The sequence below is a fragment of the Kribbella sp. NBC_00889 genome (assembly GCF_045207705.1).
Classification (GTDB): Bacteria; Actinomycetota; Actinomycetes; order Propionibacteriales; family Kribbellaceae; genus Kribbella.
On sequence record NZ_CP108783.1, the window covers coordinates 8,254,569 to 8,275,376 of the forward strand.

At 67.8% G+C, this 20,808-nt stretch carries 26 protein-coding genes and 2 pseudogenes; 15 read left to right on the forward strand and 13 right to left on the reverse strand.

Annotation, left to right across the window (positions count from 1 at the left end):
* Nucleotides 1-44 precede the first annotated feature (44 nt).
* From OG817_RS40680 to OG817_RS40695, 4 genes and pseudogenes are all read right to left on the reverse strand, one after another.
* Nucleotides 45-344: pseudogene (locus tag OG817_RS40680) on the reverse strand (serine hydrolase); the annotation flags it as partial.
* 70 nt (nucleotides 345-414) lie between these two features.
* Nucleotides 415-525 (reverse strand): annotated as a pseudogene (locus OG817_RS40685) (hypothetical protein); the annotation flags it as partial.
* A gap of 315 nt (nucleotides 526-840) precedes the next feature.
* Nucleotides 841-1,614: a hypothetical protein gene (locus tag OG817_RS40690; protein WP_406050301.1), complete on the reverse strand. Its 774-nt coding sequence runs from the start codon at nucleotides 1,612-1,614 to the stop codon at nucleotides 841-843.
* The gene (locus tag OG817_RS40695) at nucleotides 1,611-2,255 is read right to left on the reverse strand and encodes a hypothetical protein (protein ID WP_406050303.1); all 645 of its coding nucleotides are present in this window, start codon (nucleotides 2,253-2,255) and stop codon (nucleotides 1,611-1,613) included. The genes OG817_RS40690 and OG817_RS40695 overlap by 4 nt, the downstream gene beginning before the upstream one ends.
* A gap of 186 nt (nucleotides 2,256-2,441) precedes the next feature.
* Between OG817_RS40695 and OG817_RS40700 the strand changes: the two genes are divergently transcribed.
* Complete coding sequence (locus OG817_RS40700; protein WP_406050304.1) at nucleotides 2,442-3,116, forward strand: TetR/AcrR family transcriptional regulator; 675 nt, start codon at nucleotides 2,442-2,444, stop codon at nucleotides 3,114-3,116.
* Here the strand turns inward: OG817_RS40700 and OG817_RS40705 are convergent.
* The 3 genes from OG817_RS40705 to OG817_RS40715 form a co-directional block, all read right to left on the reverse strand.
* Nucleotides 3,097-3,672, reverse strand: a complete 576-nt coding sequence (locus tag OG817_RS40705) for a GNAT family N-acetyltransferase (protein WP_406050306.1) — start codon at nucleotides 3,670-3,672, stop codon at nucleotides 3,097-3,099. The genes OG817_RS40700 and OG817_RS40705 overlap by 20 nt on opposite strands.
* A gap of 11 nt (nucleotides 3,673-3,683) precedes the next feature.
* Nucleotides 3,684-4,118, reverse strand: coding sequence for a YybH family protein (locus tag OG817_RS40710; RefSeq protein ID WP_396392744.1), 435 nt, complete (start codon nucleotides 4,116-4,118; stop codon nucleotides 3,684-3,686).
* Between the two features lie 222 nt (nucleotides 4,119-4,340).
* Complete coding sequence (locus OG817_RS40715; RefSeq protein WP_406050309.1) at nucleotides 4,341-4,829, reverse strand: NUDIX hydrolase; 489 nt, start codon at nucleotides 4,827-4,829, stop codon at nucleotides 4,341-4,343.
* A 79-nt stretch (nucleotides 4,830-4,908) separates the two neighbouring features.
* Here OG817_RS40715 and OG817_RS40720 point away from each other — a divergent pair, with 79 nt between their 5' ends.
* A complete protein-coding gene (locus OG817_RS40720; protein WP_396392741.1) occupies nucleotides 4,909-5,487 on the forward strand; it encodes a DUF664 domain-containing protein in 579 nt (192 codons plus the stop codon).
* 208 nt (nucleotides 5,488-5,695) lie between these two features.
* Here OG817_RS40720 and OG817_RS40725 read toward each other — a convergent pair whose 3' ends face one another.
* On the reverse strand, nucleotides 5,696-6,550 hold the full coding sequence (locus OG817_RS40725) for a hypothetical protein (RefSeq protein WP_406050311.1): 855 nt from the start codon (nucleotides 6,548-6,550) through the stop codon (nucleotides 5,696-5,698).
* 297 nt (nucleotides 6,551-6,847) lie between these two features.
* Nucleotides 6,848-6,976, reverse strand: coding sequence for a hypothetical protein (locus OG817_RS40730; RefSeq protein WP_360445690.1), 129 nt, complete (start codon nucleotides 6,974-6,976; stop codon nucleotides 6,848-6,850).
* Nucleotides 6,977-7,022: 46 nt separating this feature from the next.
* Between OG817_RS40730 and OG817_RS40735 the strand changes: the two genes are divergently transcribed.
* Nucleotides 7,023-7,511 carry a nuclear transport factor 2 family protein gene (locus OG817_RS40735; protein ID WP_406050313.1) on the forward strand — a complete coding sequence of 163 codons (489 nt, stop codon included), beginning with the start codon at nucleotides 7,023-7,025 and terminating at the stop codon, nucleotides 7,509-7,511.
* Nucleotides 7,512-7,513: 2 nt separating this feature from the next.
* Here OG817_RS40735 and OG817_RS40740 read toward each other — a convergent pair whose 3' ends face one another.
* Nucleotides 7,514-7,888 (reverse strand): VOC family protein, encoded by a 375-nt coding sequence (locus OG817_RS40740; protein WP_406050315.1) that lies wholly within the window; start codon nucleotides 7,886-7,888, stop codon nucleotides 7,514-7,516.
* Nucleotides 7,889-7,987: 99 nt separating this feature from the next.
* Here OG817_RS40740 and OG817_RS40745 point away from each other — a divergent pair, with 99 nt between their 5' ends.
* Genes OG817_RS40745 through OG817_RS40755 form a run of 3 tightly spaced genes read left to right on the forward strand, consistent with a single transcriptional unit; the run spans nucleotide 7,988 to nucleotide 9,842 of the window.
* On the forward strand, nucleotides 7,988-8,398 hold the full coding sequence (locus OG817_RS40745) for a VOC family protein (protein ID WP_360445696.1): 411 nt from the start codon (nucleotides 7,988-7,990) through the stop codon (nucleotides 8,396-8,398).
* A 19-nt stretch (nucleotides 8,399-8,417) separates the two neighbouring features.
* The gene (locus tag OG817_RS40750; protein ID WP_406050318.1) at nucleotides 8,418-9,296 is read left to right on the forward strand and encodes an alpha/beta fold hydrolase; all 879 of its coding nucleotides are present in this window, start codon (nucleotides 8,418-8,420) and stop codon (nucleotides 9,294-9,296) included.
* A gap of 36 nt (nucleotides 9,297-9,332) precedes the next feature.
* Nucleotides 9,333-9,842, forward strand: coding sequence for a DinB family protein (locus tag OG817_RS40755; RefSeq protein WP_406050320.1), 510 nt, complete (start codon nucleotides 9,333-9,335; stop codon nucleotides 9,840-9,842).
* Here OG817_RS40755 and OG817_RS40760 read toward each other — a convergent pair.
* The gene (locus OG817_RS40760) at nucleotides 9,832-10,794 is read right to left on the reverse strand and encodes a 2-hydroxyacid dehydrogenase (RefSeq protein ID WP_406050322.1); all 963 of its coding nucleotides are present in this window, start codon (nucleotides 10,792-10,794) and stop codon (nucleotides 9,832-9,834) included. The two genes, OG817_RS40755 and OG817_RS40760, sit on opposite strands and share 11 nt — an antisense overlap.
* 103 nt (nucleotides 10,795-10,897) lie before the next feature.
* Between OG817_RS40760 and OG817_RS40765 the strand changes: the two genes are divergently transcribed.
* The 4 genes from OG817_RS40765 (at nucleotide 10,898) to OG817_RS40780 (ending at nucleotide 13,964) form a co-directional block, all read left to right on the forward strand.
* Nucleotides 10,898-11,899 carry a magnesium and cobalt transport protein CorA gene (locus OG817_RS40765; RefSeq protein WP_406050323.1) on the forward strand — a complete coding sequence of 334 codons (1,002 nt, stop codon included), beginning with the start codon at nucleotides 10,898-10,900 and terminating at the stop codon, nucleotides 11,897-11,899.
* A gap of 86 nt (nucleotides 11,900-11,985) precedes the next feature.
* Complete coding sequence (locus OG817_RS40770; protein WP_406050325.1) at nucleotides 11,986-12,930, forward strand: hypothetical protein; 945 nt, start codon at nucleotides 11,986-11,988, stop codon at nucleotides 12,928-12,930.
* Nucleotides 12,931-12,988: 58 nt separating this feature from the next.
* Nucleotides 12,989-13,405, forward strand: coding sequence for a VOC family protein (locus OG817_RS40775; protein ID WP_406050327.1), 417 nt, complete (start codon nucleotides 12,989-12,991; stop codon nucleotides 13,403-13,405).
* Nucleotides 13,406-13,415: 10 nt separating this feature from the next.
* Nucleotides 13,416-13,964: an AAA family ATPase gene (locus OG817_RS40780; protein WP_406050329.1), complete on the forward strand. Its 549-nt coding sequence runs from the start codon at nucleotides 13,416-13,418 to the stop codon at nucleotides 13,962-13,964.
* Here OG817_RS40780 and OG817_RS40785 read toward each other — a convergent pair.
* Nucleotides 13,908-15,221, reverse strand: a complete 1,314-nt coding sequence (locus OG817_RS40785; RefSeq protein ID WP_360445712.1) for a Gfo/Idh/MocA family oxidoreductase — start codon at nucleotides 15,219-15,221, stop codon at nucleotides 13,908-13,910. The genes OG817_RS40780 and OG817_RS40785 overlap by 57 nt on opposite strands.
* Before the next feature lie 78 nt (nucleotides 15,222-15,299).
* On the opposite strand from OG817_RS40785, the gene OG817_RS40790 reads away from it, so the two are divergent.
* Nucleotides 15,300-16,280 carry a LacI family DNA-binding transcriptional regulator gene (locus tag OG817_RS40790; protein WP_406050330.1) on the forward strand — a complete coding sequence of 327 codons (981 nt, stop codon included), beginning with the start codon at nucleotides 15,300-15,302 and terminating at the stop codon, nucleotides 16,278-16,280.
* Here OG817_RS40790 and OG817_RS40795 read toward each other — a convergent pair.
* Nucleotides 16,277-16,765 carry an Lrp/AsnC family transcriptional regulator gene (locus OG817_RS40795; protein WP_131359784.1) on the reverse strand — a complete coding sequence of 163 codons (489 nt, stop codon included), beginning with the start codon at nucleotides 16,763-16,765 and terminating at the stop codon, nucleotides 16,277-16,279. The two genes, OG817_RS40790 and OG817_RS40795, sit on opposite strands and share 4 nt — an antisense overlap.
* 119 nt (nucleotides 16,766-16,884) lie before the next feature.
* On the opposite strand from OG817_RS40795, the gene OG817_RS40800 reads away from it, so the two are divergent.
* The 4 genes from OG817_RS40800 to OG817_RS40815 are packed head-to-tail and all read left to right on the forward strand — an operon-like array spanning nucleotide 16,885 to nucleotide 20,806.
* The gene (locus OG817_RS40800) at nucleotides 16,885-17,973 is read left to right on the forward strand and encodes a thiamine pyrophosphate-dependent dehydrogenase E1 component subunit alpha (RefSeq protein WP_406050331.1); all 1,089 of its coding nucleotides are present in this window, start codon (nucleotides 16,885-16,887) and stop codon (nucleotides 17,971-17,973) included.
* 4 nt (nucleotides 17,974-17,977) lie between these two features.
* Nucleotides 17,978-18,964, forward strand: coding sequence for an alpha-ketoacid dehydrogenase subunit beta (locus OG817_RS40805; RefSeq protein WP_396392726.1), 987 nt, complete (start codon nucleotides 17,978-17,980; stop codon nucleotides 18,962-18,964).
* Complete coding sequence (locus tag OG817_RS40810) at nucleotides 18,961-20,409, forward strand: dihydrolipoamide acetyltransferase family protein (protein WP_406050333.1); 1,449 nt, start codon at nucleotides 18,961-18,963, stop codon at nucleotides 20,407-20,409. Before OG817_RS40805 ends, OG817_RS40810 begins: the two co-directional genes overlap by 4 nt.
* Nucleotides 20,410-20,443: 34 nt before the next feature.
* Nucleotides 20,444-20,806, forward strand: a complete 363-nt coding sequence (locus tag OG817_RS40815) for a hypothetical protein (protein WP_406050334.1) — start codon at nucleotides 20,444-20,446, stop codon at nucleotides 20,804-20,806.
* The last annotated feature ends 2 nt before the right edge of the window (nucleotides 20,807-20,808 follow it).

Sequence of the window (20,808 nt, forward strand, 5' to 3'; positions counted from 1 at the left end):
TATCTCCCCCTGAATACGAATGGTTCGGATGGGTTAGCCGCAGTACGCCTTGAGGAGGACGTGCGCATGGCTTGGGTGATCGGGTGGCCGCGCAGCAGGGCGCGATAGAAGCGGGTGACGTCCTCAGGGTTGGACAGGATTGCTCCGGCAGCGCCGAGCAGCGTGGGGCTGAGCGCCGTGAAGTCGACCGGATCCGGGCCGCCGATGATCCAATAGCCGTGGACATAGGAGCCGGGGATCGCCGACGTGGTCGGATAGCTGGTGTGGTCGAGGCCGAGTGGTTTGAAGATGCGACGGCGCAGTTCGGTGCCGAACGAGTTGCCGGTGGCCGCCTCGACGATCATCGCCAGCAGGAGAGTCGTTGAGTTTGAGCACCCGATCGCCGACCAGTTGGAGGACCACAGTGGCGGTGAAGGTTTTCGTCACGCCACCGATCCGCGACAGGTCGGCGACCCGGATCGGCGTCAGCGGAGCGAGGTTGCCATACCCGCTGGAGCAGCGATACGTGCGATCACCCACTCGCACGTACGCGACCGCGCCCGGCGCGCCGGCCGTGACGACCTGATCGAGCGCGGCTTGAGCTCCGCGGGGCTGACTGGTCGAGGACCGTGCCGGTGCTGAGGGCGACGCCGAGACGACCGGTGCTGTGGCCAGGGCTCGCGGCGGTGGCGAGTGCGATGACCGCTACCCATCGGCCACGGCGCGACTGGACAGACTTGTCCGCTGAGAACGACATGAAGGGACTCCTTACGTTGGATGTCCGCCTGCCCCCCGATCCGCACCAGGGCACGGTCGAGGGACAGTTGGCGGTAGAGCGCGCCAGCCGGCGGGTGATCCCGGCTATGGCGCCGGGACCTGGCCTGGTGCGGTCTGCACCGGCGTGCGGACGGTACGTCGGGTTGCGACGGTCACCACGACGAGCACGATTCCGAGGATCAGTAGGATGCCGCCCACGACGAGCGTGGCGATCGCGATGGGCAGGACGATCGGCAGGGTGCCACCGACGCTGACGTCGGCGTCGACACCCGGTGACCCGTCGGCGTTCATCACGACGACGGACCAGTTGCCGTCAGCAACGTCCCAGTCGAGGGTGCGCGGGCCGGTCCCGCTGTCGGAGGCGACCCAGAAGGTCTGCGCGCTGGGATCGGCCGCGGGTGCGTCGCCCTGGTGCGGAACGTAGCTGACCTTGAACGGGTCGACGTCGATGTCCGAGACCTCCGAGTGGCCGACGCCGTCGAGATACCTGGCGACCTCGCCGGCCGGGCCGATGCCGACGAACAGCGGTGTCTCTGCGTTCGTCGATTCGATCCTGATCCGTACGTCGCCGAGCAGGTCGTTGGCGTAGAGCGCGTCGGGGCCGGCGATGGCGACATCGAGTGACGGCGCGGTCAACGCATAGGCGTCGGTGGTGATGCGTTCGGGGCCTGCGGTGTGATAGCCGTCTGCATCGCGTTGACTGTGTGCCCACAGTCCGATGCCGCCGCCGACGAGCAGGCCGCCGCCGAGCAGGATGAGCAGGCTGCCGAGGATCACCAAGACCGTGCGCCAGGCGCTCCAGGAACGGCGTACCGGTGCAGGAGAACTCGGGACAGGTGCGGCCGGGGCCGTGGTCATGAGACGACCTCGCTCGCGCCGGGCGTTCTGATCATCCAGATGCCGAGCCAGATCATCGCCAGCCCGAGCACGATCCCGAACGGCGGCAGCAACGACTGGAAGCCGACCAGTCCGCCGATCACGATCGCGATGCAGATGGCGCGCGGGAAGACGCCGGCCCGGAAACTCGCGAGGCCGAACAGCGCCCAGCCGATCGCGAACAGCAGGTAGCTCGACACGGCGCCGAGGACGATCATGCCGGCCGGATCGGCGTCGAGAACCTCAGGTGCGACATCGGCCAGGTAGGTGACGTAGAACGTCTCGAACCACAGGTCGCCGCCGAGGAACATCGTCCCCACCACCGCGCCGATCAGCCCGACGACGCCGAAGCGGCCGGCCTTGTGTGCCTGCCAGCTGTACGCCGCGACCGCGGCGAGCACCAGCAGACAGAAGGCCACGAAGTACACGACGCCGCTGACCCGGTAGACCGTGTTGGTCGACGTACCGACGTGATCGTCGCGATCGACGATCGGGAAGATCACCACCTCGACCACGACCATCAACACGCCGGCGGCCAACGCGAGCGGCCCGGCCAGGCGGGTGAGTGGTGCGCGGGATGCGGTGCTGCTTGACGGTGTGTGCGATGCGTCCAGATTCGTCATGCTGGACTGCCCCCTCAGCGAGCGGGACCGGCGTTTTCCCCCACCAGGTCCCCAGAACGAATGGACCTCCGGTGGTCCGCCCCGTCCCCGACTGCCAAAGGTGAGACCCGGTGACCGGGTCTTTTTGTACTCTGTCCATAATATGGACGGCGTACAGAAAGAAGTCAACAGTGGAGGTCCTCGTCGATGACGACACCGATGGGACGGCGGACCGGCCGGCCGCGGGCGGTCACGGAACAGGCGATCCTCGACGCCGCCCTGTGGCAGTTGGACGCGGGGGGCGCGGCCGCGGTCTCGATCCGGGGGATCGCTGCTCAGGTCGGCATCGCGCCGAACGCCGTGTATACGTACTACCCCAGCAAGGCCGCGGTGCTGCGGGCTCTGGTCGAGCGGTTCCTGGGCGACGTCAACCACGACCGGTTCATCGACCGGGAGCAGCCCTGGCGGCAACGCGTCGAGGCGCTCGCGCTCGAGCTTCGGACCCACCTCGTCGCGCACCGCGGCGCAGTTCAGCTTCTCCTCGGCGGACCTATGGACGGCCCGAACGCTCTGACCTTGCGCGAGTCCCTCAGCGAGGTCCTCGCCGACGGTGGCTTGGCTTCGGATGACGCCGCCCGTGCTTCGTACGTGCTGCTGGTCTACATCTTCGGCGCCATCGCTCTCGAGGTCGCCGAGCTCGACCAGCGCCGCATCCCTCCGACCGAACGCGACCGCGTCTCCACCCGGCGCGCCGTACTCGACACCCTCCCTGCCGAGGCCTATCCACGCACCACCGAAACGGCCGGCACCATCTCGAAAGACTTCACCACCGAGCAGTTTCTGTGGGGTCTGACGCGAATCCTCAACGGTCTCCAGGCGTGAGCCCGAGGGGTTTCACGAGCTGCCGGCAGGAGTAGACGCGGCCGAACTCCTTCCGCAGCGCGTCCTCGTGGTCGGTCCAGGCATGGAAGAAGCCGAATCGCGGCATGAGGTCCGTCCGCGGACCGAAGGCTCGGCCGGCCTCGTCCGGATCGGACGCATAGACGTGGAGATACCGCATCCGTTGCTCGAAGCCCCGCGACCGGTACCAGGCCAGGGTGCCCTCGTCATCGCGCGTCCAGGCGTCGACCTGGGTTGCTCCGCGGACTTGCAGCCGGCCGCAGATCTCGTCGAGAAGTCGTTGCGCCACGCCCATCCGACGGTGGTCAGGGTGCACCGCGATCGTCTCGATGGTCGCCTCCTGACCGGTCACGCTCGCGTCCACCAGTCCGATGAGCTCGTCACCGGCGACCGCCACCAGTTGGAGGCCGGCCTCACGCTGCGGCTTGGCTGTCGCGACGTCGTCGTAGTACGTCGTGTCGAGGAAAGCCAGAACGCGGCAGCGCAGCCACGGCGTCTCGTCGGCGGGCGCATAGTCCCGCACGGTCCACTTCGTCATACCTGTGATTGTCAGGGAGTGGCGTCCAGGACGGCTTGCATCGTGTCGAGGGCTACCGGGAGGGAGATGTGTTCGTGGGTGATCAGCCACTGGGTGTCTGTGCGTTCGAGGCAGACGGTCGAGCGGAGCCAGAGGCTGCGGCTCGGTGATCCGTCGGCCTGCATCGCACCGGTGTCCAGGTGGAACATGTGGGCGATCGCCACGCTCTCGCTGGCCGCGATCTTGAGTTGGTGCGTCTCCAGGCCGATCGGTCCGTCGTACTCGTCGAACCAGCGAAGGAAGTTCTTCCGTACCGCGTCAGCTCCGGAGTAGTGCAGCGGCGGAACGACATCGAAGTAGATGATGTCGGGGGAGTAGAGCGACATCAGCCGCTCGATGTCCTTGTCCCGGCAAGCCTGCTCACGGCTCTCCAGCAGAGCGCCAACCTCATGCTCGGCGTTACTCATAACCAGTGCATTCCTCTCGTCCAGATGCGTCGTCAGCACTACGACGAGACGACTCCCCTGAGTGTGAGGATGACCCGCAGGTGGCGGATGGGTTCACGGTGATGCTTCCGCTGGCCTAGCTGCCGAAGTCGCGGCCGGAGTACGGAGCTTCGCCGAGTTCCGCACCTGGCTCGGCGACCGCAACATCTACGACCGCACAGGCTGGATGCCGGGTTGGGTTGTTCAGGATTGAGCTATTGGGAAGTGGGACCAGCCCCACTGGTCGTTGTCGGCGGGGGTGAAGTTCCAGACCAGCCGTTCGGCGGTTTGCAGAAAGTGGCTGGATGGTACGGCGAGCGGCGGGTACGGGACCTGCCGGAGCATGCGTACGGCGTCCTCGACCGGGAACCACCGCACGTCGGTGATGTAGCCGTCGGGATCGTCGATGCAGAACGACGGATCGCCCACCGAGACCACGTAGTTCCACGACTGTGTCGCCGCCTCGCCCGGAATCGTCGAGATCGTCCGCCACACCAGCTCGAGCGCATCCTCATCCACCCGGAGCCCCGTTTCCTCCCGCAGCTCGCGCACCGCACCACCCACCGGCGTCTCGCCCTCCTCCACGGCACCACTCGGCAGATTCCAGTACTCCGCATCCCACGCGTCGTACTGCTCCCGCACCAACGCCACCTGCCCGTCGTACCTCGCGACGACCCCGCAGTATCTCCGCATCGGACCACCTTGCCCGGACTTCTGAAGGACCGGAAAGTTCCGGAAGGGGAGTGTCCGGAATCGGGCTTACGGTGACGGCATGACCTTGATTCCGTGGGAACCGCCGTTGGCGGGCACTGAGGTTGAGCACTTGGTCGGGGCGCTCGAGCGGTTGCGTACGACGTTCCGGTTCAAGGCGGACGAGTTGGATGCGGCCGGGATGCGAGCGCGGATCGGTGCGTCGACGCTGACGATCGGCGGGTTGCTGAAGCACCTGGCCGCGAACGAGGACTACATGTTCAAGGTGAAGCTCCGGGGCGAGCCGATGGGGGAGCCGTGGACCGTGAACGGATGGAGTGACGACAACGACTGGGAGCTCAACTCCGCCGTCGACGACACACCGGAGGAGCTGTACGCGTGGTGGGACGGCGCGGTCGAGCGGTCCCGGGCGACGCTGCAGGCGGCGATCGCCGACGGTGGGCTCGACCAGCCGGCGCACATCACCTGGCCGGACGGGCGGCACGCCAGCCTGCGCCGCCTGGTCTGCGACCTGGTCGAGGAGTACGGGCGTCATACCGGTCACGCCGACCTCATCCGGGAGTCCATCGACGGACGGGTCGGCGAAGACCCGCCCGACGGCTGGCACCCCGTCGGCGCCAAGACCTCGCAACCTGCCTGACGCTCACTTGATCCGCTCCAGGTCCCATCCGGAGTGACCGCGACCGTGGTGCCAGCGGGTGTGCGGTGCCTATTCGAGGCCTACTCGAGCTTCGCCGTCATCTGTCCCACCAAGGCCGATGCGTCGTCTGTGTGTTTGATGGTTCGACCCACACAAAGGTTGTCCGGATCCCCTACTTCGGTTCCCGGAGTGCCCGGAAGGGCAGGATTCAACGGCCCTGGATCGCCCTCAGGATCAGCGAATTGCGGGCGTCCTGGCCGACCGGCTCGGTGGTGTGTACGCCGTCGCGCAGGTACGTCGCAGGCCCGCTCGGCTGGGTGGCGAGGTACTCGGCCCACCGCACGACCTTCAGATTCGGGTGGCGCGCCGCGGCCTGGTCCAGCTGCTGGTTGATCCAGGCGCTGTTCCGCTCGTCGGCGGCCCGGACGGTGGCCGACTTCTTGAAGCGGCCGGCGTGCACGTTCACCCAGTACACGGTCCGCACCGGGCCCACGATCTCCATCGTGCGCTCGACCTGCGCCGCGAAGGCCGGCGGGTCGAAAATGTCGTTGGTGCCGACCGCCATCACGATCCGGCCGGGCAGGCCGTAGTGGTGTGACCACTCCGCCAGCGCGTCGACCGCGGCGGAGGCCGGCTCACCCGACCAGTCGTGGCTGGCGATCGGGTCGCCGGTCTGCGCCGTCACCATGCGCTCGAGGGTCGCACCGTCCTGGACCGAGATGCTGTCGCCGAACATGAAGATCCCGTTGAACATCAGGGTGTCCCGGATCTGGTCCTCGGAGGCGATCCGTCGGGCCAGGTTCTGCCACGAGCCCAGCTTCCCCGACCCATAGTCGTCGTGGGCCGGCGCGGGATCGGCCGGCTCCGGCGCGCCGCCGATGGACGGCTCGGACGGAGTACCGGCGGAGGGATCAGGCGCAATGACGTTGCTGATCGCGGTGCTCGGCCGCGGGGGCTCCAGCAGAACCAGCACGCCGCCGATAAGGGTCAGGACCGCAAGCGTCACCGTCATGGCAACGATCGGGTCGATGACATGCTCACGCAGCCGGCGTCGCTGACTCAACAGCCCTCACTCCCCCACAGAACTCTCGCGCACGGACCCTTCTACATCCTTCAATGTCGTGAACCCGCAAAACGTTGCAAGATCCGCGGGCGCCGTGCCCGAACAGAGACTGGACAAGCCGGACAAGCACCCGCCCACGGCTCACCCCCGACACCTACAAGATGTCCCCCCGGCGCAAAGAGTTGCCAAGCCCGGGTGATCCGCGGTGGATGTCGAGTCGTGGATTTGGGTCGGGTGTTGCCGGGGTTTCGCTGCGAAGATCCACGACTCGGCGGCTGCCTGGGGGTCGAGCGTGCCTCAGTGCTTGAGGGTGTAGCCGTCGCTGGTCAGGCGGGCGCGGAGGTCCTTGACCTCGGCGGGAGGACGCTGGCGCGGCGAGGCGTCGCGGTCTTTCGGGTCCTTCTTCTTTCGCCTGAACCACTTCATGGGTCGAGCATGACGGACGAACCGGGCGGACGGTAGGTTTTCGAGGGTGGAAGCCGACAAGTTGCGACGGATCGAGCGGGACCGGTTGACGTGGCTGGTGGACCGCAGGGTCGCCGAGGCCGATGCCGTTCACGCCGACGACTTCGTCATCGTGACGCCGAGCGGGCTCTCGTGGACCAAAGCGGAGTACCTGGGCGGGATCGAGTCCGGCGAGATCGACTACCGTCGCTTCGAACCGATCAGCGAGATCGACGTGATGCTCGACGGTGATGTCGCCGTACTGCGGTATCGCTCGGCGATCGAGATCTCCGTCGGCGGCCGCGAACCCGGCGACCTCGAGGCCTGGCATCTCGACTGCTATCGCCGTAGCCGGCCGGCTGGCAGCTCCGCTGGTCGCAGGCCACCGCGATCACATAAGGGTGCGCTCGCGCCTACCTCGACCGCTTCTCGCCGAGCCCCGATCCGTGACAAGCCACCGACATCCGCTGCCGACGACCACCGAAGTCCAAGCGCGGGTGGCTGCGCAGACGCCTGAGGTCAGGACGCCCGTTCGGCGTCGCTGCGCTCGATGCAGAACTCGTTGCGCTCGGGATCGAGGAGGGTGACCCAGCCGCGGCCGTCGGGCAGACGGTGGTCCTCGTGGATACTGGCGCCGAGGCCGAGCAGGCGCTCGACCTCCTCGTCGCGGGTCCGCTCGGTCGGCACCCAGTCGATGTGCACGCGGTTCTTCACCGACTTCGCCTCGGGAACGGCGATGAACAGCATGTCGGGGACCGGCGCCGGGGCGTCGACCAGCACCTCGTCGTCGCCGGGCTCGTCGCCTTCGCCCAGCGGCCAGCCGGTGACGGTGCACCAGAACTGCGCGAGCTCGTACGGGTTCGCGGCATCGATCGTGATGTGTCGGGGGATCATGGGCAGACCCTAACCGCCGTGCGGGCTCGCGGACTGTCGGCGGCGGGGTCTACTGTGCGGGCAAAGAGAGGTATTCGCAGGGGGAAGGGGAGATTTCCGATGGCGTCTCGACTCAATCCGTATATCCAGTTCGAGAGCAGCGCACGGGAGGCGATGGAGTTCTACCAGAGCGTGTTCGGGGGCGAGGTGCAGTCGAACACGTTCGCCGAGTTCGGCGCGAGCCACGGACCGGACGACGACAACAAACTCATGCACAGCCAGCTGGAGACGCCGAGCGGGTTCACCTTGATGGCGGCCGACACCCCGCAGGGGATGCCGTACAACCCGGGCGAGAACATGGCGATCAGCCTGAGCGGTGACGACGGCGACGAGCTGCGTGGGTACTACGCGAAGCTGTCCGACGGCGGCAAGGTGACGGTCCCGTTGGAGAAGCAGATGTGGGGCGACGAGTTCGGCATGGTCACCGACAAGTTCGGCGTCAGCTGGATGGTCAACGTCGCCGGCAGCTGATCCGCAGGCGGACGCAGGAGTGCGGCTGGGCGACGGCCGCTGGGTCCAGATCTGGGCCGGCGGCTCTCCCGGCGGCACGCCGGTGCTGTTCCTGCCCGGCTGCCCGGATACCCGGCACGCCGCATATCCGGGCGAGCAAGCCGCGCTGCGTGCCGACGTGCGCCTGGTGGCGGTGAACCGTCCGGGCTACGGGCGGTCGGATTCGCACGCGTCGACACACTTGTCGGTGGCCGACGATGTCGTCGCGGTCGCGGATGCACTGGCGATCGACCGATTCGCCGTACTCGGAATGTCGATCGGCGGGCCGTACGCACTGGCTTGCGCTGCGCGGCATCCGGACCGGGTGACCGCAGTCGGCGTGCTCGCGAGCCCAGCCAACGTTCCCGAGCTCGACCCGCCGTACCACCGTGACGACCTCGGCCCGGACGAGCAAGCCTTCTTCGCACGGCTCGCGAGCATGACTCCTGACGAGGCGGCCGAGCACATGCGGGCCGACTTCCAGCAGTACGTCGACCGGCTCGACCCGACCGATCCGGACGACGAAGCCCTGGTACGCCGCTTCGTCGCGCAACTACCGCCGTACGACGCCGAGATCGCCACCAGGCAAGGAACGACGGCCGCCGCGGCTGCTGTCCGCGAAGCACTCGCGAACCCGGACGGCTACCTCCGCGATGCCGCGATCTCCTTCAGGCGTTGGGATTTCCGCGCCGAGGCGATCACCTGCCCCACCTTCCTCTGGTACGGCGAACTCGACGCGAACGCCTCCGTCCGCAACGGCCACTGGCTCGCCGCGCACCTCCCACACGCGACCCTGGTCGTCCGCGAGCAGACCACGCACCTCGCCGTACTGCAGGATCATTGGGACGACGTCCTCACGACTCTGATCAGCGGAAATTGAGTACGGGAACGCGATGCCCGCGGTCTAGCCTGGAGTATGGGACTCAACGATGTGCTGTATGACCCGATCCGCCACAACAACTGGGCGACCAAGAGCCTGATCCAGTTCTGCCGGGCGCAGGGCCTGACCGCCGAGCAACTCGAGGTCACCGGCGTCGGTACGTACGGCGGGATCGTGGCGACGCTGGATCACATCGTCCGCTGCGACGGCGGCTACGTACGCCGTGTCGCCGACGGTCCCCTCGATTTCGTGGACAGCGATGAGGCGCCGGACTTCGACGTGCTCGAACGCTGGAACGACGAGGCCGGCGCCCTCTGGGAGGACGTCCTCACCAAGCCGATCGACGTCGAGCGCATCATCATCGTCGACAACAACACCCGCGGCACCCGGCTCGGCATCTTCATCGCGCAGGCGATCAACCACGCCAACCACCACCGCGAGCAGGTCTGCGCGATCCTCACCGGCTTCGGCATCGAGCCCCCGGACATCCAAGCCTGGGAGTACGCCTGGGAGACCGAGCGAATCTGGGACCTGCCTACGTCGTGAGCGGGATGGACTCCGGCACCGGGGTGAGCGGAGCGTTGTAGGCGAACCAGTTGGTCAGGTTCTCGACGACCAGGCCGGCCATGGCCTTGCGGGTGGGCATGGTGGCCGAGCCGACGTGGGGGAGGAGGACCGCGTTGGGCAGGGTGAGCAGGTCGGGGTGGACTTTCGGCTCGTGTTCGAAGACGTCGAGGCCGGCCGCGAGGATGGTGCCGTCGCGAAGCGCGTCGACCAGGGCCTGCTCGTCGACGACTGAGCCGCGGGCCACGTTGATGACGATGCCGTCCGGCCCCAACGCCGCCAGGACCTCGGCGTTCACCAGGTGACGAGTCGAGTCGCCGCCGGGGATGACGATCACCAGCGTGTCGACGTCGCGCGCCATGTCCAGCAGCGACGGGTAGTAGCGGTAGCCGACGTCCTTGCGGCGGCGGTTGTGGTAGGCAACGGAGATCCCGAACGGAGCGACCCGGTCCGCGATCGCTTGCCCGATCCGGCCGAGACCGAGGATGCCGACCCGGCGGCCGTGCATCGTTGCCTTGGTCAACGGGTACGCCCCGTCGGTTTCCCACTTGCCCGCGCGCAGGTAGCGCTCGGCCTGGGGCAGTTCGCGGACCGTCATCAGCAGCAGACCCAGCGCCGTGTCGGCGACCTCGTCGTCCAGGACGCCAGGTGTGTTCGTCACGACCACGCCGCGCTCGGCCGCCGCGGCCGCGTCGATCCGGTCGTACCCGACGCCGAAGCTCGCCACGATGCGTACGGCGGGCAACCGGTCCAGGAACGCGCCGTCGATCAGCGAGCCACCGGTGGCGACGGCAACGATCTCGTCGCGGCGGGCCGCGAGGACCGCGTCCGGGTCGCTCTCCTCCCACAGCCGGATCAGCTCACAGTGACCGTCCAGACTCGCCGCGACCGCCGGATGCATCGGTCCCGGCATCAGCACCACTGGTAGTCCCATGAGAGTCCTCCTCGCGCGTCCTGCACAGATGTTCACCGCCGCTTTCTCGCCCAACCCTATTTCCCGCCACCGGAACGGACGACGATCGGGGGAGGAGGTCACCATGATCATCGACTGCGCTTACTACCGGGACGGACACCGCCAGCACGTCGGGGCGATGTCGGTCGAGGATGCCGCCGCCCACTGCAAGCAGGGCGGATTCGTCTGGCTGGGCATGTTCGAGCCCACCCTCGAGGAACTCGTCCAGGTCCGGGAGAGCTTCGGCCTGCACGAACTGGCCGTCGAGGACGCGCAGACCTTCCACCTCCGGCCCAAGGTCGAGCCGTACGAGGGCAACATCCGCCTCGTCATCCTGCGCACCGCCCGGTACGACGACCAGCGCGAAGAGGTGGACTTCGGCGAGGTCAGTGTGTTCGTCGGACCGTCGTTCGTGATCACGGTCCGCCAGGGGGTAGCCAGCGACCTGCACGGCGCCCGGATCCGCCTCGAGGAACGGCCCGAGTTGCTGTCGGTCGGCACGAACTCCGTCCTGTGGGCCATCCTCGACCAGGTCGTCGACGGCTACGGCCCGGTCGTGGCGGAGCTGGAACGCGATATCGAGCAGGTCGAGCGGACCGTGTTCGCGGGCTCGGTCGCGCCGACCGAGCGGATCTACTTCCTCCGTCGCGAGGTCACCGACTTCTACCGTGCCGTCCACCCGTTGCTCGCCGTACTCGCGACCATCGAGCGCGGCGCGCGCAACACCGAGCTGCTGCCGTACCTCCGCGACGTGCACGACCACCTGGTGCTGGTGAACGAGGAGGTCGCCGCCCAGCGGGATCTCCTCGCGACTGTGCTGGAGGCGAACATGGCGGTGATCTCGGTCGAGCAGACCAAGGTCAGCGTCCGGCAGAACGCGACGATCGAGCAGCTCACCATCCTGGCCACGGTGTTCCTGCCGCTGACCTTCGTCACCGGGTTCTTCGGCCAGAACTTCGGCTGGCTGGTCGACCACATCGGCGCCGAGTGGGACTTCCTCGTCCTCGGGGTCGGTGGACTCCTGATCCCCTGCCTCGCCCTGTTCGTCTGGTTCCGCCGGCAGCGAGCGGCCCGGCAACCTACCTGACGCGGCAGGTTCATGCGGCCGTCCGCAGTCGTTCCCGTGTGGCACCGAGGGTCGGGGAGCAGGATCCATCCCCTCGGAGGTTTGTGATGCGAAAGCTCCCCGCCCTCATCGCCGCGACGGCCGTCCTGGCCGCCGTGGCGATCCCGTCCGCCTCGGCCGCCCGCCCCGCGGCCCCGGCTCCCGCTGCGCGGGCCGGTGCGACGGCCGAGCCGCCGTCGTACCCGGCGACCCCGCTCACGTCGTACGCCGCCTTCGACGCGAACCAGGCGATCGCGGTCGACGCGAAGTACTTCTACGCGGTCGACAATCGGACGATCACCAAGCATGACCGCCGGACCGGCGAGCCGCTGCTGCAGTTCGCCGGCGACGCCGACGGTCCGTTCAAGCACATGGACAGCGGTGTTGTCGTCGGGTCGAAGTTGTACGCCGTCCACTCGAACTACCCCGAGTGGCCGATGGAGAGCTCGATCGAGGTGTTCGACACCAAGACGATGAAGCACATCGACTCGTACTCGTTCGGCATCTACCGCGGTTCGCTCACCTGGCTGGACCGGCACGACGGCGCGTGGTGGGCCGGTTTCGCCAACTACGACGAGATCTCGGACGACACGAACGAGCCGTACGGCCAGACCTACAACACCCAGATCGTGAAGCTGAACGACAAGTTCGAGCCGCTCGCGTCGTACACGATCCCGAAGCCGATCCTGGACCGGTTCAAGCCGATGTCGAACTCCGGTGGCTCGTGGGGTCCCGACGGCCGGCTCTGGCTGACCGGTCACGACCTCGGTGAGGCGTACGTGATGGAGTTGCCGACGGCGGGCGCCGAGCTGCGCTGGATCGCCACGGTCGACCTGCCCGACGTCCAGGGCCAGGGCATCGCGTGGGACCGCTCGAATCCGCGGAACCCGACCTTCTGGGCGATCAGCCGGCCGAACAAGGTGGTGCACACGTTCGCCATGCCGCTCGACCTGATCAAGACGCCGACCACCAAGGGCTGGCAGGTCCTCGGCCCGGGTCAGTTCCAGAAGTAGTCGGAGGTCGATCGAGTAGCGGACGGAAGCTGTCCGCTACTCGATCGATGCTGGGTACATGACTACTTCAGCGACATTCCACGCGTACTTCGGCTACCGCGACGCGGTCGGCGCACTGCGCTGGCTCGAGAAGGCCTTCGGGTTCGAGACCACGATGGAGGTCCCGGACGACAAGGGCGGGATCATGCACGCCGAGATGCGGTACGGCGGTGTGGCCTTCACGCTCTTCACCGACGAGGAGGGCTACGACAAGCCCACCCGCAAGGGCGACACCGTCGGCCACGGCGTCTACATCGCCTTCGACACCGAGGCGGAGGTCGACGCCGTCCACGCCACCGCGGTAGCCGCCGGCGCCGAGTCCATCTGGACCCCGGCCACCACCGAGTGGGGCAACTACCGCTGCCGAGTAGCCGACCCCGAAGGCTACGAATGGACCTTCGGCACCCACCACCCAGGCCTCCCCGCCACCTGGTAGACAACTACGGGTGGATCCCAGGCTGATCGTGATCAGAGGCAACTCCGGCTCAGGTAAGAGCTCGGTCGTCGAAGGTATTCGGGCGGCGTACGGGCCTGGGGTTGCTTGGATCGAGCAGGACTATGTGCGGCGGACGATCTTCCAGGAACGCGGTCGGCCGGATGACGCGAGCATTCCGATGATCGGGCAGATCGCGCGGCATGCGCTCGAGCGGGGCTTTCACGCCGTCGTCGAGGGCATCATGCCGACCCTCGGGTACGCCGAGATGTTCGCGGAGCTCGCCCGTGACTACGCGGGGTCGGCGTACTTCTATTACCTGGACATTCCGTTCGAGGAGACCGTCCGGCGGCACGCGTTGCGAGACAAGGCGACGGCTTTCACGGCCGACGACATGGCCGAGTGGTACCGGCCGCAGGATCTGCTGGAGTGGCCGCGGGAGACGGTGATCGATCAGACCAGCTCGCTCGACGCGACTGTCCAGCGGATCCTGCGCGAGACCGGTTTAGACCCAGCCGCCCAGCTCCAGGTCGGTGATGACGACCGGCTGGCCGGTGGCTAGGGACTGGTTGGCGGCGATGCCGACGGCAACGGCCCGGACGCCGTCGTGGACGTCGGCGGCACGCCCGAGCGGGTCGTTGCCCGGGCCCTTGAAGAGGTCGTCGTAGAGGAGGCGGTCGCCACCGCCGTGGCCGCCGACACCGCGCGGGATCTCGACCTCGACCGCGGGTGCCCAGTGCTTCTGCAGGACGAGCCGCTCGCCGTTGGAGCGCACGTCGCCTGGGATCACACGGTCCGACGGGTAGCTCGGGTCGATCTGATCATCGATCACAGCCGCCCGCTCGATGACCTCGAGCTCGGCGCGGCCCTCGGTGCCGTTGACCGACACCCGATAGCCCTCCCACGGAGAGTGTGCGTTGAGCGAGTAACTCAGCCGGGCGCCACTCGCGTACTCCGCGACCACCGCCATGTTGTCCTCGATCGTGATCCCCGGACCGAACACGTCCTGGTCGCGCAGGTACCCGTCGTACTGCTCGCTCTCCAGGTAGAGCTGCCGGTTGATCTCGTCGGTGCGCAGATCCAGCAACCACGGATCGTTGGCCGAGCCCTCGATCGTGCCCCGGGCAGGTCGTTGCCCAAGGCCACGGGCTGCCGCGTTGTCCGAGCCGTAGAAGAACAGGCCGCCGGACGCGTACACCTTGGTCGGCGTCGACGCGATCCACCAGTTCACCAGGTCGAAGTGGTGCGAGGCCTTGTGCACCATCAGGCCGCCGGAGTTCTTCTTCTCGCGGTGCCAGCGGCGGAAGTAGTCCGCGCCGTGCCGGGTGTCGAGCACCCACTGGAACTCGACGCTGGTGACGGTGCCGATCTCGCCGTCCGCGATCACCTGCCGCAGTGCGCTGTTCCGCGGCGAGTAGCGGTAGTTGAACGTGACGACCACGGACTTGCCGGACTCGTTCATCGCGGCGACGATCTGCCGGGTGCCGTCCGCGTCGATGGTCAGCGGCTTCTCGACGATCACGTCGGCGCCGGCCCGCAGGATCCGGGACACGACCGCTGCGTGCGTGTAGTCGGGGCTCGTCACGACCACCCGGTCGACCGACTGCTCCTTGATCATCCGCTCGAGATCGTCGGCGCCGTACTGCGGCAGCTCGGGACCACCGAGCTCCTTGACGTACCGCTCGTGGAAGGCGAGACGGCCCTGGTTCGGGTCGAGCAGGGCGACCAGCTGCGCCTCCTCGGGGTGCTCCTGGAAGATCGCGCGGACATACGCCCGCGCTCGCGACCCGGTTCCGGCGACTGCATAACGTCTGGGCACGGCGGACCCTTTCTACTCGTGTAGAACAGCACGCTAGCAACCGCTTTCCAAACCGGTCAACCGTCGTACTATCGGCACATGCCGAAGGCCACCCCCATCACCCGCAACGACGTGGCGCAGTACGCCGGGGTCAGCACCGCTGTGGTCAGTTACGTGGTGAACGAAGGCCCGCGCCGGGTCGCGCCGCAGACCCGGGACCGGGTCCTGGAGGCGATCCGCGTACTCGGCTACCGGCCGAACGCGACCGCGCGGGCACTCCGGATGGGTACGACGCGCACGTTCGGGCTCATCACGCCGGACGGCGGCAATCCGCTGTTCGCCGAACTCGCCAAGGCGATCGACAAGGAGGCGTCGGCCCGCGGGTACGTCGTTCTGCAGACCAGTGCTGACGGTGATCCGGTCACCGAGCAGGCCAAGATCGCCGAACTGCTGGTCCGCCAGGTCAGCGGATTGCTCCTGGTTGCTCCGACCGAGGATCCAGACCTGACCGAGGTCGGCATCCCGGTGATCGCCATCAACCGGGTGTTGCCGACCGTGAGCTCGGTCCGGCCGCAGTACCGCGCAGGTGCGCGCGCCGGCGTCAAGCACCTGATCGAGCACGGCCATCGCACGATCGGGCTGGTGATCGGTGGTCGCGGCACCGGCGGTCGGGCGCCGGAGCGTGAGCTTGGGTGGCGGGACGCACTTCGCCAGGCAGGGCTCGAGGACGGTCCGATCGCACGCGCGAGATTCAGCCGGCAGGGCGGATACGACGCCGGCAGAGAGTTGCTCGCGGCAACGAAACGACCGACCGCGATCTTCGCCAGCTCAGACCTGCAAGCGGTCGGCGCACTCCGCGCGATCCACGAGGCCGGCCTCAGAGTCCCCGACGACATCGCGGTATTAGCCTTCGACGGCACAGCCGAAACGGAGTACAGCTGGCCACCCCTGACCGTCGTACGCCAACCCCTGGACCGCATGGCCCACGAGGCCGTCAGCCGCCTCATAGACGGCGAGGACGCCGTCCAGGCCCTCACCTACCCAACCGACCTCATCCTCCGAAGATCCTGCGGTTGTTAGAGCGTGCCGAGGTCTTCGAAGATTAGGGCGGTTCGGGTGGCTAGGACCTCGGGGATGGCCTGGAGCTTTTCGAGGACTACTCGGCGGAGGCCTTCGTTGTCGGCGGCTCGGACCAGGAGGATGGCGTCGAAGTCGCCGCCGACGAGTGCCATGTGTTTGATTTCGGGGATCGCCTGGAGTTGTTCTCTCAGGGTTCGCCACGAGCTTTGGCGGAGACTGAGAGTGACGTACGCCGAGGTCGCGAGGCCCAGCTTCAGCGGGTCGACCGTGACGGTGAAACCGGTGATGACCCCGGTCGCGGTGAGTCGCTCGACCCGGGCGTAGGCGTTCGCGCGGGAGATGTGGACCTGGTCCGCGAGGGCCCGGATCGAGAGCCGTCCGTCCTGCCCGAGCGCCTCGACGATCTGCCGATCGACCTCGTCCAGCGCCGGGGCGACGACCATCTGTCCAGGACCGGCCCGGTGGACCGTCACCTCGTCGGACATCTGTGCACCTCGCTTCGCGGCGGTCGGAACCAATCGTCTCGTGATTGTCACAGGTCTGGATCCGATTGGCCAGAAGTACGACGATGAGGCCACCGTCCGTCTCCTGCGCAGGAGTGTCCATGACCACCGTCGAGGAGCGTTTGCTCCCCTCCGCCGAACCCGTCCGGTTGATCGACCAGGACGGCGTACCGCACGACCATCCGTCGTACCGGCTGCCCACCAAGGAAGCCCTGGTCGACGGTTACGTTCAGTTGATCAAAGGCCGTCGCATCAACGACCAGGCCAGCGCGCTGGTCCGCCAGGGCCGGCTCGCCGTCTACCCGTCGTCGCACGGCCAGGAGGCCTGTCAGATCGCGGCCACGATGGTGCTCCGCGAGGGCGACTGGCTGTTCCCGACGTACCGCGACACGGTCTCGATCGTGAGCCGCGGTGTCGACCCGATCGAGACGCTGACGCTGCTCCGCGGCGACTGGCACTCCGGGTACGACCCGTACGCGCGCAACGTCGCGCCGCAGTCCACCCCGCTCGCGACGCAGCTCACCCACGCGGTCGGCGTCGCGCACGCGGCCCGGCTGAAGGGCGAGGACACGGTGGTGATGGCGCTCTGCGGCGACGGCGCGACCAGCGAAGGCGACTTCCACGAGGCGCTGAACTTCGCCGCCGTCTTCCACGCCCCGGTCGTCTTCTTCATCCAGAACAACGAGTACGCGATCTCGGTGCCACTCGCCCGGCAGACCGTCGCTCCGTCGCTGGCCCACAAGGGCATCGGGTACGGCGTCCCCGGCGAACGGGCCGACGGCAACGACCTGGCCGGCCTGCTCGCCGTCCTCGGACAGGCCGTGGAGAAGGCACGCTCGGGTGAGGGACCGCAGCTCGTCGAGGCGCACACGTACCGAGTGCAGGCACACACCAACGCCGACGACGCGACCCGGTACCGCGAGGACGACGAGGTCACGCCGTGGCTGGAGCGCGACCCGATCAAGCGGCTCGAGACCTACCTCAACGAGCAGGGCTGGCTCGACGACGCGGTGCGCGAGCGTGCGGAGGCGATGGCGAACCAGGTCGGGACGCGGTTGCGCGACGGACTGATCCCGGAGCCCGAGGTGGATCCGCGGGAACTGTTCACGCACCTCTACTCCGAGCAGACGCAGCAGCTGCGCGAGCAGGCGGCGTTCCTGCGCGACGAGCTGGCGCGAGAGGAGGTCTGAGCTCATGACGCATGTGAAGATCTCCATGGCGCAGGCTCTCAACCAGGCCCTCCGCGATGCGATGAAGGCCGACGACACCGTGCTGATGTTCGGTGAGGACGTCGGCGCGCTCGGTGGCGTCTTCCGGATCACCGACGGACTGACCGAGGAGTTCGGCGAGGATCGTTGCTTCGACACCCCATTGGCCGAGTCCGGCATCGTCGGGATGGCCGTCGGGCTGGCGATGAACGGGATGCGCCCGGTCGTCGAGATGCAGTTCGACGCGTTCGGCTACCCGGCGTTCGAGCAGATCGTCTCCCACGTCGCCAAGATGCGGAACCGGACCCGCGGCAAGATCACCCTGCCGATGGTGATCCGGATGCCGTACGCCGGTGGGATCGGCGGCGTCGAGCACCACTGCGACTCGTCGGAGAGCTACTACGCGCACACGCCAGGACTGACCGTCGTCGCGCCGGCCACCGTCGCGGACGCGTACACGTTGTTGCGCAGGGCAATCGAACTGCCGGATCCGGTCGTGTTCATGGAGCCGAAGAAGCTCTACTGGGCCAAGGAAGAGGTCGATCTCACCGAGGACCAGCCCGGGATCGGCACGGCCGTCGTACGGCGGGAAGGCGCGGACGCGACCTTGATCGCCTACGGGCCGACGGTGCCGGTCGCGCTGGAGGCGGCCGAGGTCGCGGCCGCCGAAGGGCGGCAGCTGTCCGTGGTGGATCTGCGATCGATCGTGCCGTTCGACGACGAGACGGTGTGCGCGGCGGTACGGCGCACCGGGCGGGCTGTCGTGGTCGCGGAGGCCAGCGGGTTCGCCAGTGTGTCGTCGGAGATCGTTGCCCGCGTCACCGAACGGTGCTTCCACTCGCTGGCCGCGCCGATCCGGCGGGTGACCGGGTTCGACATCCCGTACCCGCCGCCGAAGCTCGAGAAGTACCAGCTGCCCGGTGTGGACCGGATCCTCGACGCGGTGGACGACCTGCAGTGGGAGGACTCGTGAACACCTTCCTGCTGCCCGATCTCGGTGAAGGCCTGACCGAGGCCGAGATCGTCCGCTGGCTGGTGAAGGTCGGCGACGTCGTCACCGTCGACGCCCCGGTCGCGGAGGTCGAGACCGCCAAATCCATCGTCGAACTCCCGTCCCCGTACGCCGGCGTTGTCGAAGAACTCCACGGCGATCCCGGCACAACCATCCCGGTGGGCAAACCCCTCATCACCATCGGCGAGATCGACGCCGGTGCACGGCCTGGGGCCGAGGGTGGGACCAACCGGCAGGACGCACGATCCGAGGCGGCCGGTGGGCACAACCGGCAGGACGAGCCTGCCCTGTCGGGTGCAGGGTCCGAGGTGGCCGGAGCGGCGTACCGGCAGGAGGAGCGGGCCGGGTCCGGCAGCGTACTCGTCGGCTACGGCACGGGTACCGGCACCGGCTCAGGTCGGCGCCGCAAGCCCCGCCCCCACCTCCAGCCGACGCGCAGCGCCGCTACGCCGGCAACGCCCGACCTCCAGCCGGCGCGCAGCGCCGCTACACCGGAGTACGTGTCGGCGCCGGACGCGGGCAGTGCGCGGCGAGTGCCGCTGGTGATCTCGCCACTGGTACGGCGGATCGCGCGGGACGCTGAGGTGGATCTGCGGACGTTGACCGGTTCCGGGCCGGACGGTCTGATCGTCCGCCGGGATGTCGAGCAGGCGATCGCTCAACGGTTCGAGCAGAAGTCGACGGTTGAGGACGTGAGTTCGCGGACCGGGCTGCCCGAGCTACGCCGGATCCCCATGAGCGGGTTCCGGAAGGTTGTGGCGGCGACACTGACTCGGAGCCGGGCGGAGATCCCCGAGGCGACGACCTGGGTGGACGTGGATGCGACCGCCCTGGTGGAGTTGCGGGAATCGTTGCGGTCGGCAAAGGATTCCGGGCCGGGGCTGCTGGCGTTGATGGCGCGGTTCACGGTGGCTGGCCTGCAGCGCTACCCGGAGCTGAACGGTTTCGTCGACACCGAGCGAGAGGAACTCGTCCAGTACGACGGCATCAACCTCGGACTGGCCGCCCAGACCGATCGCGGCCTCGTCGTACCCGCAGTGGCGAACGCGCACACGATGACCACGCGCGCCCTTGACGGTGAGATCCGCCGACTGACCGAATCCGCGCGGACCGGCCGGCTGACGCCGTACGAACTCGGCTGCGGGACGTTCACGCTGAACAACTACGGCAGCTTCGGCGTGGACGGCAGCGCGGCGATCATCAATCACCCGCAGGTCGCGATCCTCGGCGTCGGCCGGATCATCGACCGTCCATGGGTCGTCGACGGCCAGATCGCGATCCGGAAGCTCACTCAACTGTCGCTCGTGTTCGACCACCGGGTCTGCGACGGCGGGACGGCGGCCGCGTTCCTCCGGTTCGTCGCCGACGCGTTCGAGAACCCGGCGTCAGCGTTCGCCGATCTCTAGCGGTCGTCTCACCCGAGCTCTTACCGTGATGCTCATGGCGAAAGCTCCGGCTGACAAGGTCGCACTGTTCGACGCACTCGTCGAACAGTTCCCCGACGTCGAGCGCAAGGGCGCCGGTTTCCCGTACACCGCGGTCAACGGCAACATGTTCTCGATGCTGAACGAGAACGGCACCCTCGCGCTGCGCCTTCCCGAAGCCGAGCGCGAGGCGTTTCTCTCCAGGTACGACACCACCCTCAACGTCGCGCATGGAGTGCAGCAGAAGGAGTACGTCGTCGTCCCCGACGCGCTCCTGGCCGACACCGATGAGGTGCGCGAGCACTTCGCAGTGAGCGTCTCCTACGCGCGATCGCTCAAGCCGAAGCCCACGACCCGCAAGAAGAAGCCGGCCAGCTGAGC

Excerpts from the sequence above, each read along its gene's own strand:
- OG817_RS40690 (WP_406050301.1), bottom strand. The coding sequence starts at position 1,614 with ATGACCACGGCCCCGGCCGCACCTGTCCCGAGTTCTCCTGCACCGGTA.
- OG817_RS40695 (WP_406050303.1), bottom strand. The coding sequence starts at position 2,255 with ATGACGAATCTGGACGCATCGCACACACCGTCAAGCAGCACCGCATCC.
- OG817_RS40700 (WP_406050304.1), top strand. The coding sequence starts at position 2,442 with ATGACGACACCGATGGGACGGCGGACCGGCCGGCCGCGGGCGGTCACG.
- OG817_RS40705 (WP_406050306.1), bottom strand. The coding sequence starts at position 3,672 with ATGACGAAGTGGACCGTGCGGGACTATGCGCCCGCCGACGAGACGCCG.
- OG817_RS40710 (WP_396392744.1), bottom strand. The coding sequence starts at position 4,118 with ATGAGTAACGCCGAGCATGAGGTTGGCGCTCTGCTGGAGAGCCGTGAG.
- OG817_RS40715 (WP_406050309.1), bottom strand. The coding sequence starts at position 4,829 with ATGCGGAGATACTGCGGGGTCGTCGCGAGGTACGACGGGCAGGTGGCG.
- OG817_RS40720 (WP_396392741.1), top strand. The coding sequence starts at position 4,909 with ATGACCTTGATTCCGTGGGAACCGCCGTTGGCGGGCACTGAGGTTGAG.
- OG817_RS40730 (WP_360445690.1), bottom strand. The coding sequence starts at position 6,976 with ATGAAGTGGTTCAGGCGAAAGAAGAAGGACCCGAAAGACCGCGACGCC.
- OG817_RS40740 (WP_406050315.1), bottom strand. The coding sequence starts at position 7,888 with ATGATCCCCCGACACATCACGATCGATGCCGCGAACCCGTACGAGCTC.
- OG817_RS40745 (WP_360445696.1), top strand. The coding sequence starts at position 7,988 with ATGGCGTCTCGACTCAATCCGTATATCCAGTTCGAGAGCAGCGCACGG.
- OG817_RS40755 (WP_406050320.1), top strand. The coding sequence starts at position 9,333 with ATGGGACTCAACGATGTGCTGTATGACCCGATCCGCCACAACAACTGG.
- OG817_RS40760 (WP_406050322.1), bottom strand. The coding sequence starts at position 10,794 with ATGGGACTACCAGTGGTGCTGATGCCGGGACCGATGCATCCGGCGGTC.
- OG817_RS40765 (WP_406050323.1), top strand. The coding sequence starts at position 10,898 with ATGATCATCGACTGCGCTTACTACCGGGACGGACACCGCCAGCACGTC.
- OG817_RS40770 (WP_406050325.1), top strand. The coding sequence starts at position 11,986 with ATGCGAAAGCTCCCCGCCCTCATCGCCGCGACGGCCGTCCTGGCCGCC.
- OG817_RS40775 (WP_406050327.1), top strand. The coding sequence starts at position 12,989 with ATGACTACTTCAGCGACATTCCACGCGTACTTCGGCTACCGCGACGCG.
- OG817_RS40790 (WP_406050330.1), top strand. The coding sequence starts at position 15,300 with ATGCCGAAGGCCACCCCCATCACCCGCAACGACGTGGCGCAGTACGCC.
- OG817_RS40795 (WP_131359784.1), bottom strand. The coding sequence starts at position 16,765 with ATGTCCGACGAGGTGACGGTCCACCGGGCCGGTCCTGGACAGATGGTC.
- OG817_RS40800 (WP_406050331.1), top strand. The coding sequence starts at position 16,885 with ATGACCACCGTCGAGGAGCGTTTGCTCCCCTCCGCCGAACCCGTCCGG.
- OG817_RS40805 (WP_396392726.1), top strand. The coding sequence starts at position 17,978 with ATGACGCATGTGAAGATCTCCATGGCGCAGGCTCTCAACCAGGCCCTC.
- OG817_RS40815 (WP_406050334.1), top strand. The coding sequence starts at position 20,444 with ATGGCGAAAGCTCCGGCTGACAAGGTCGCACTGTTCGACGCACTCGTC.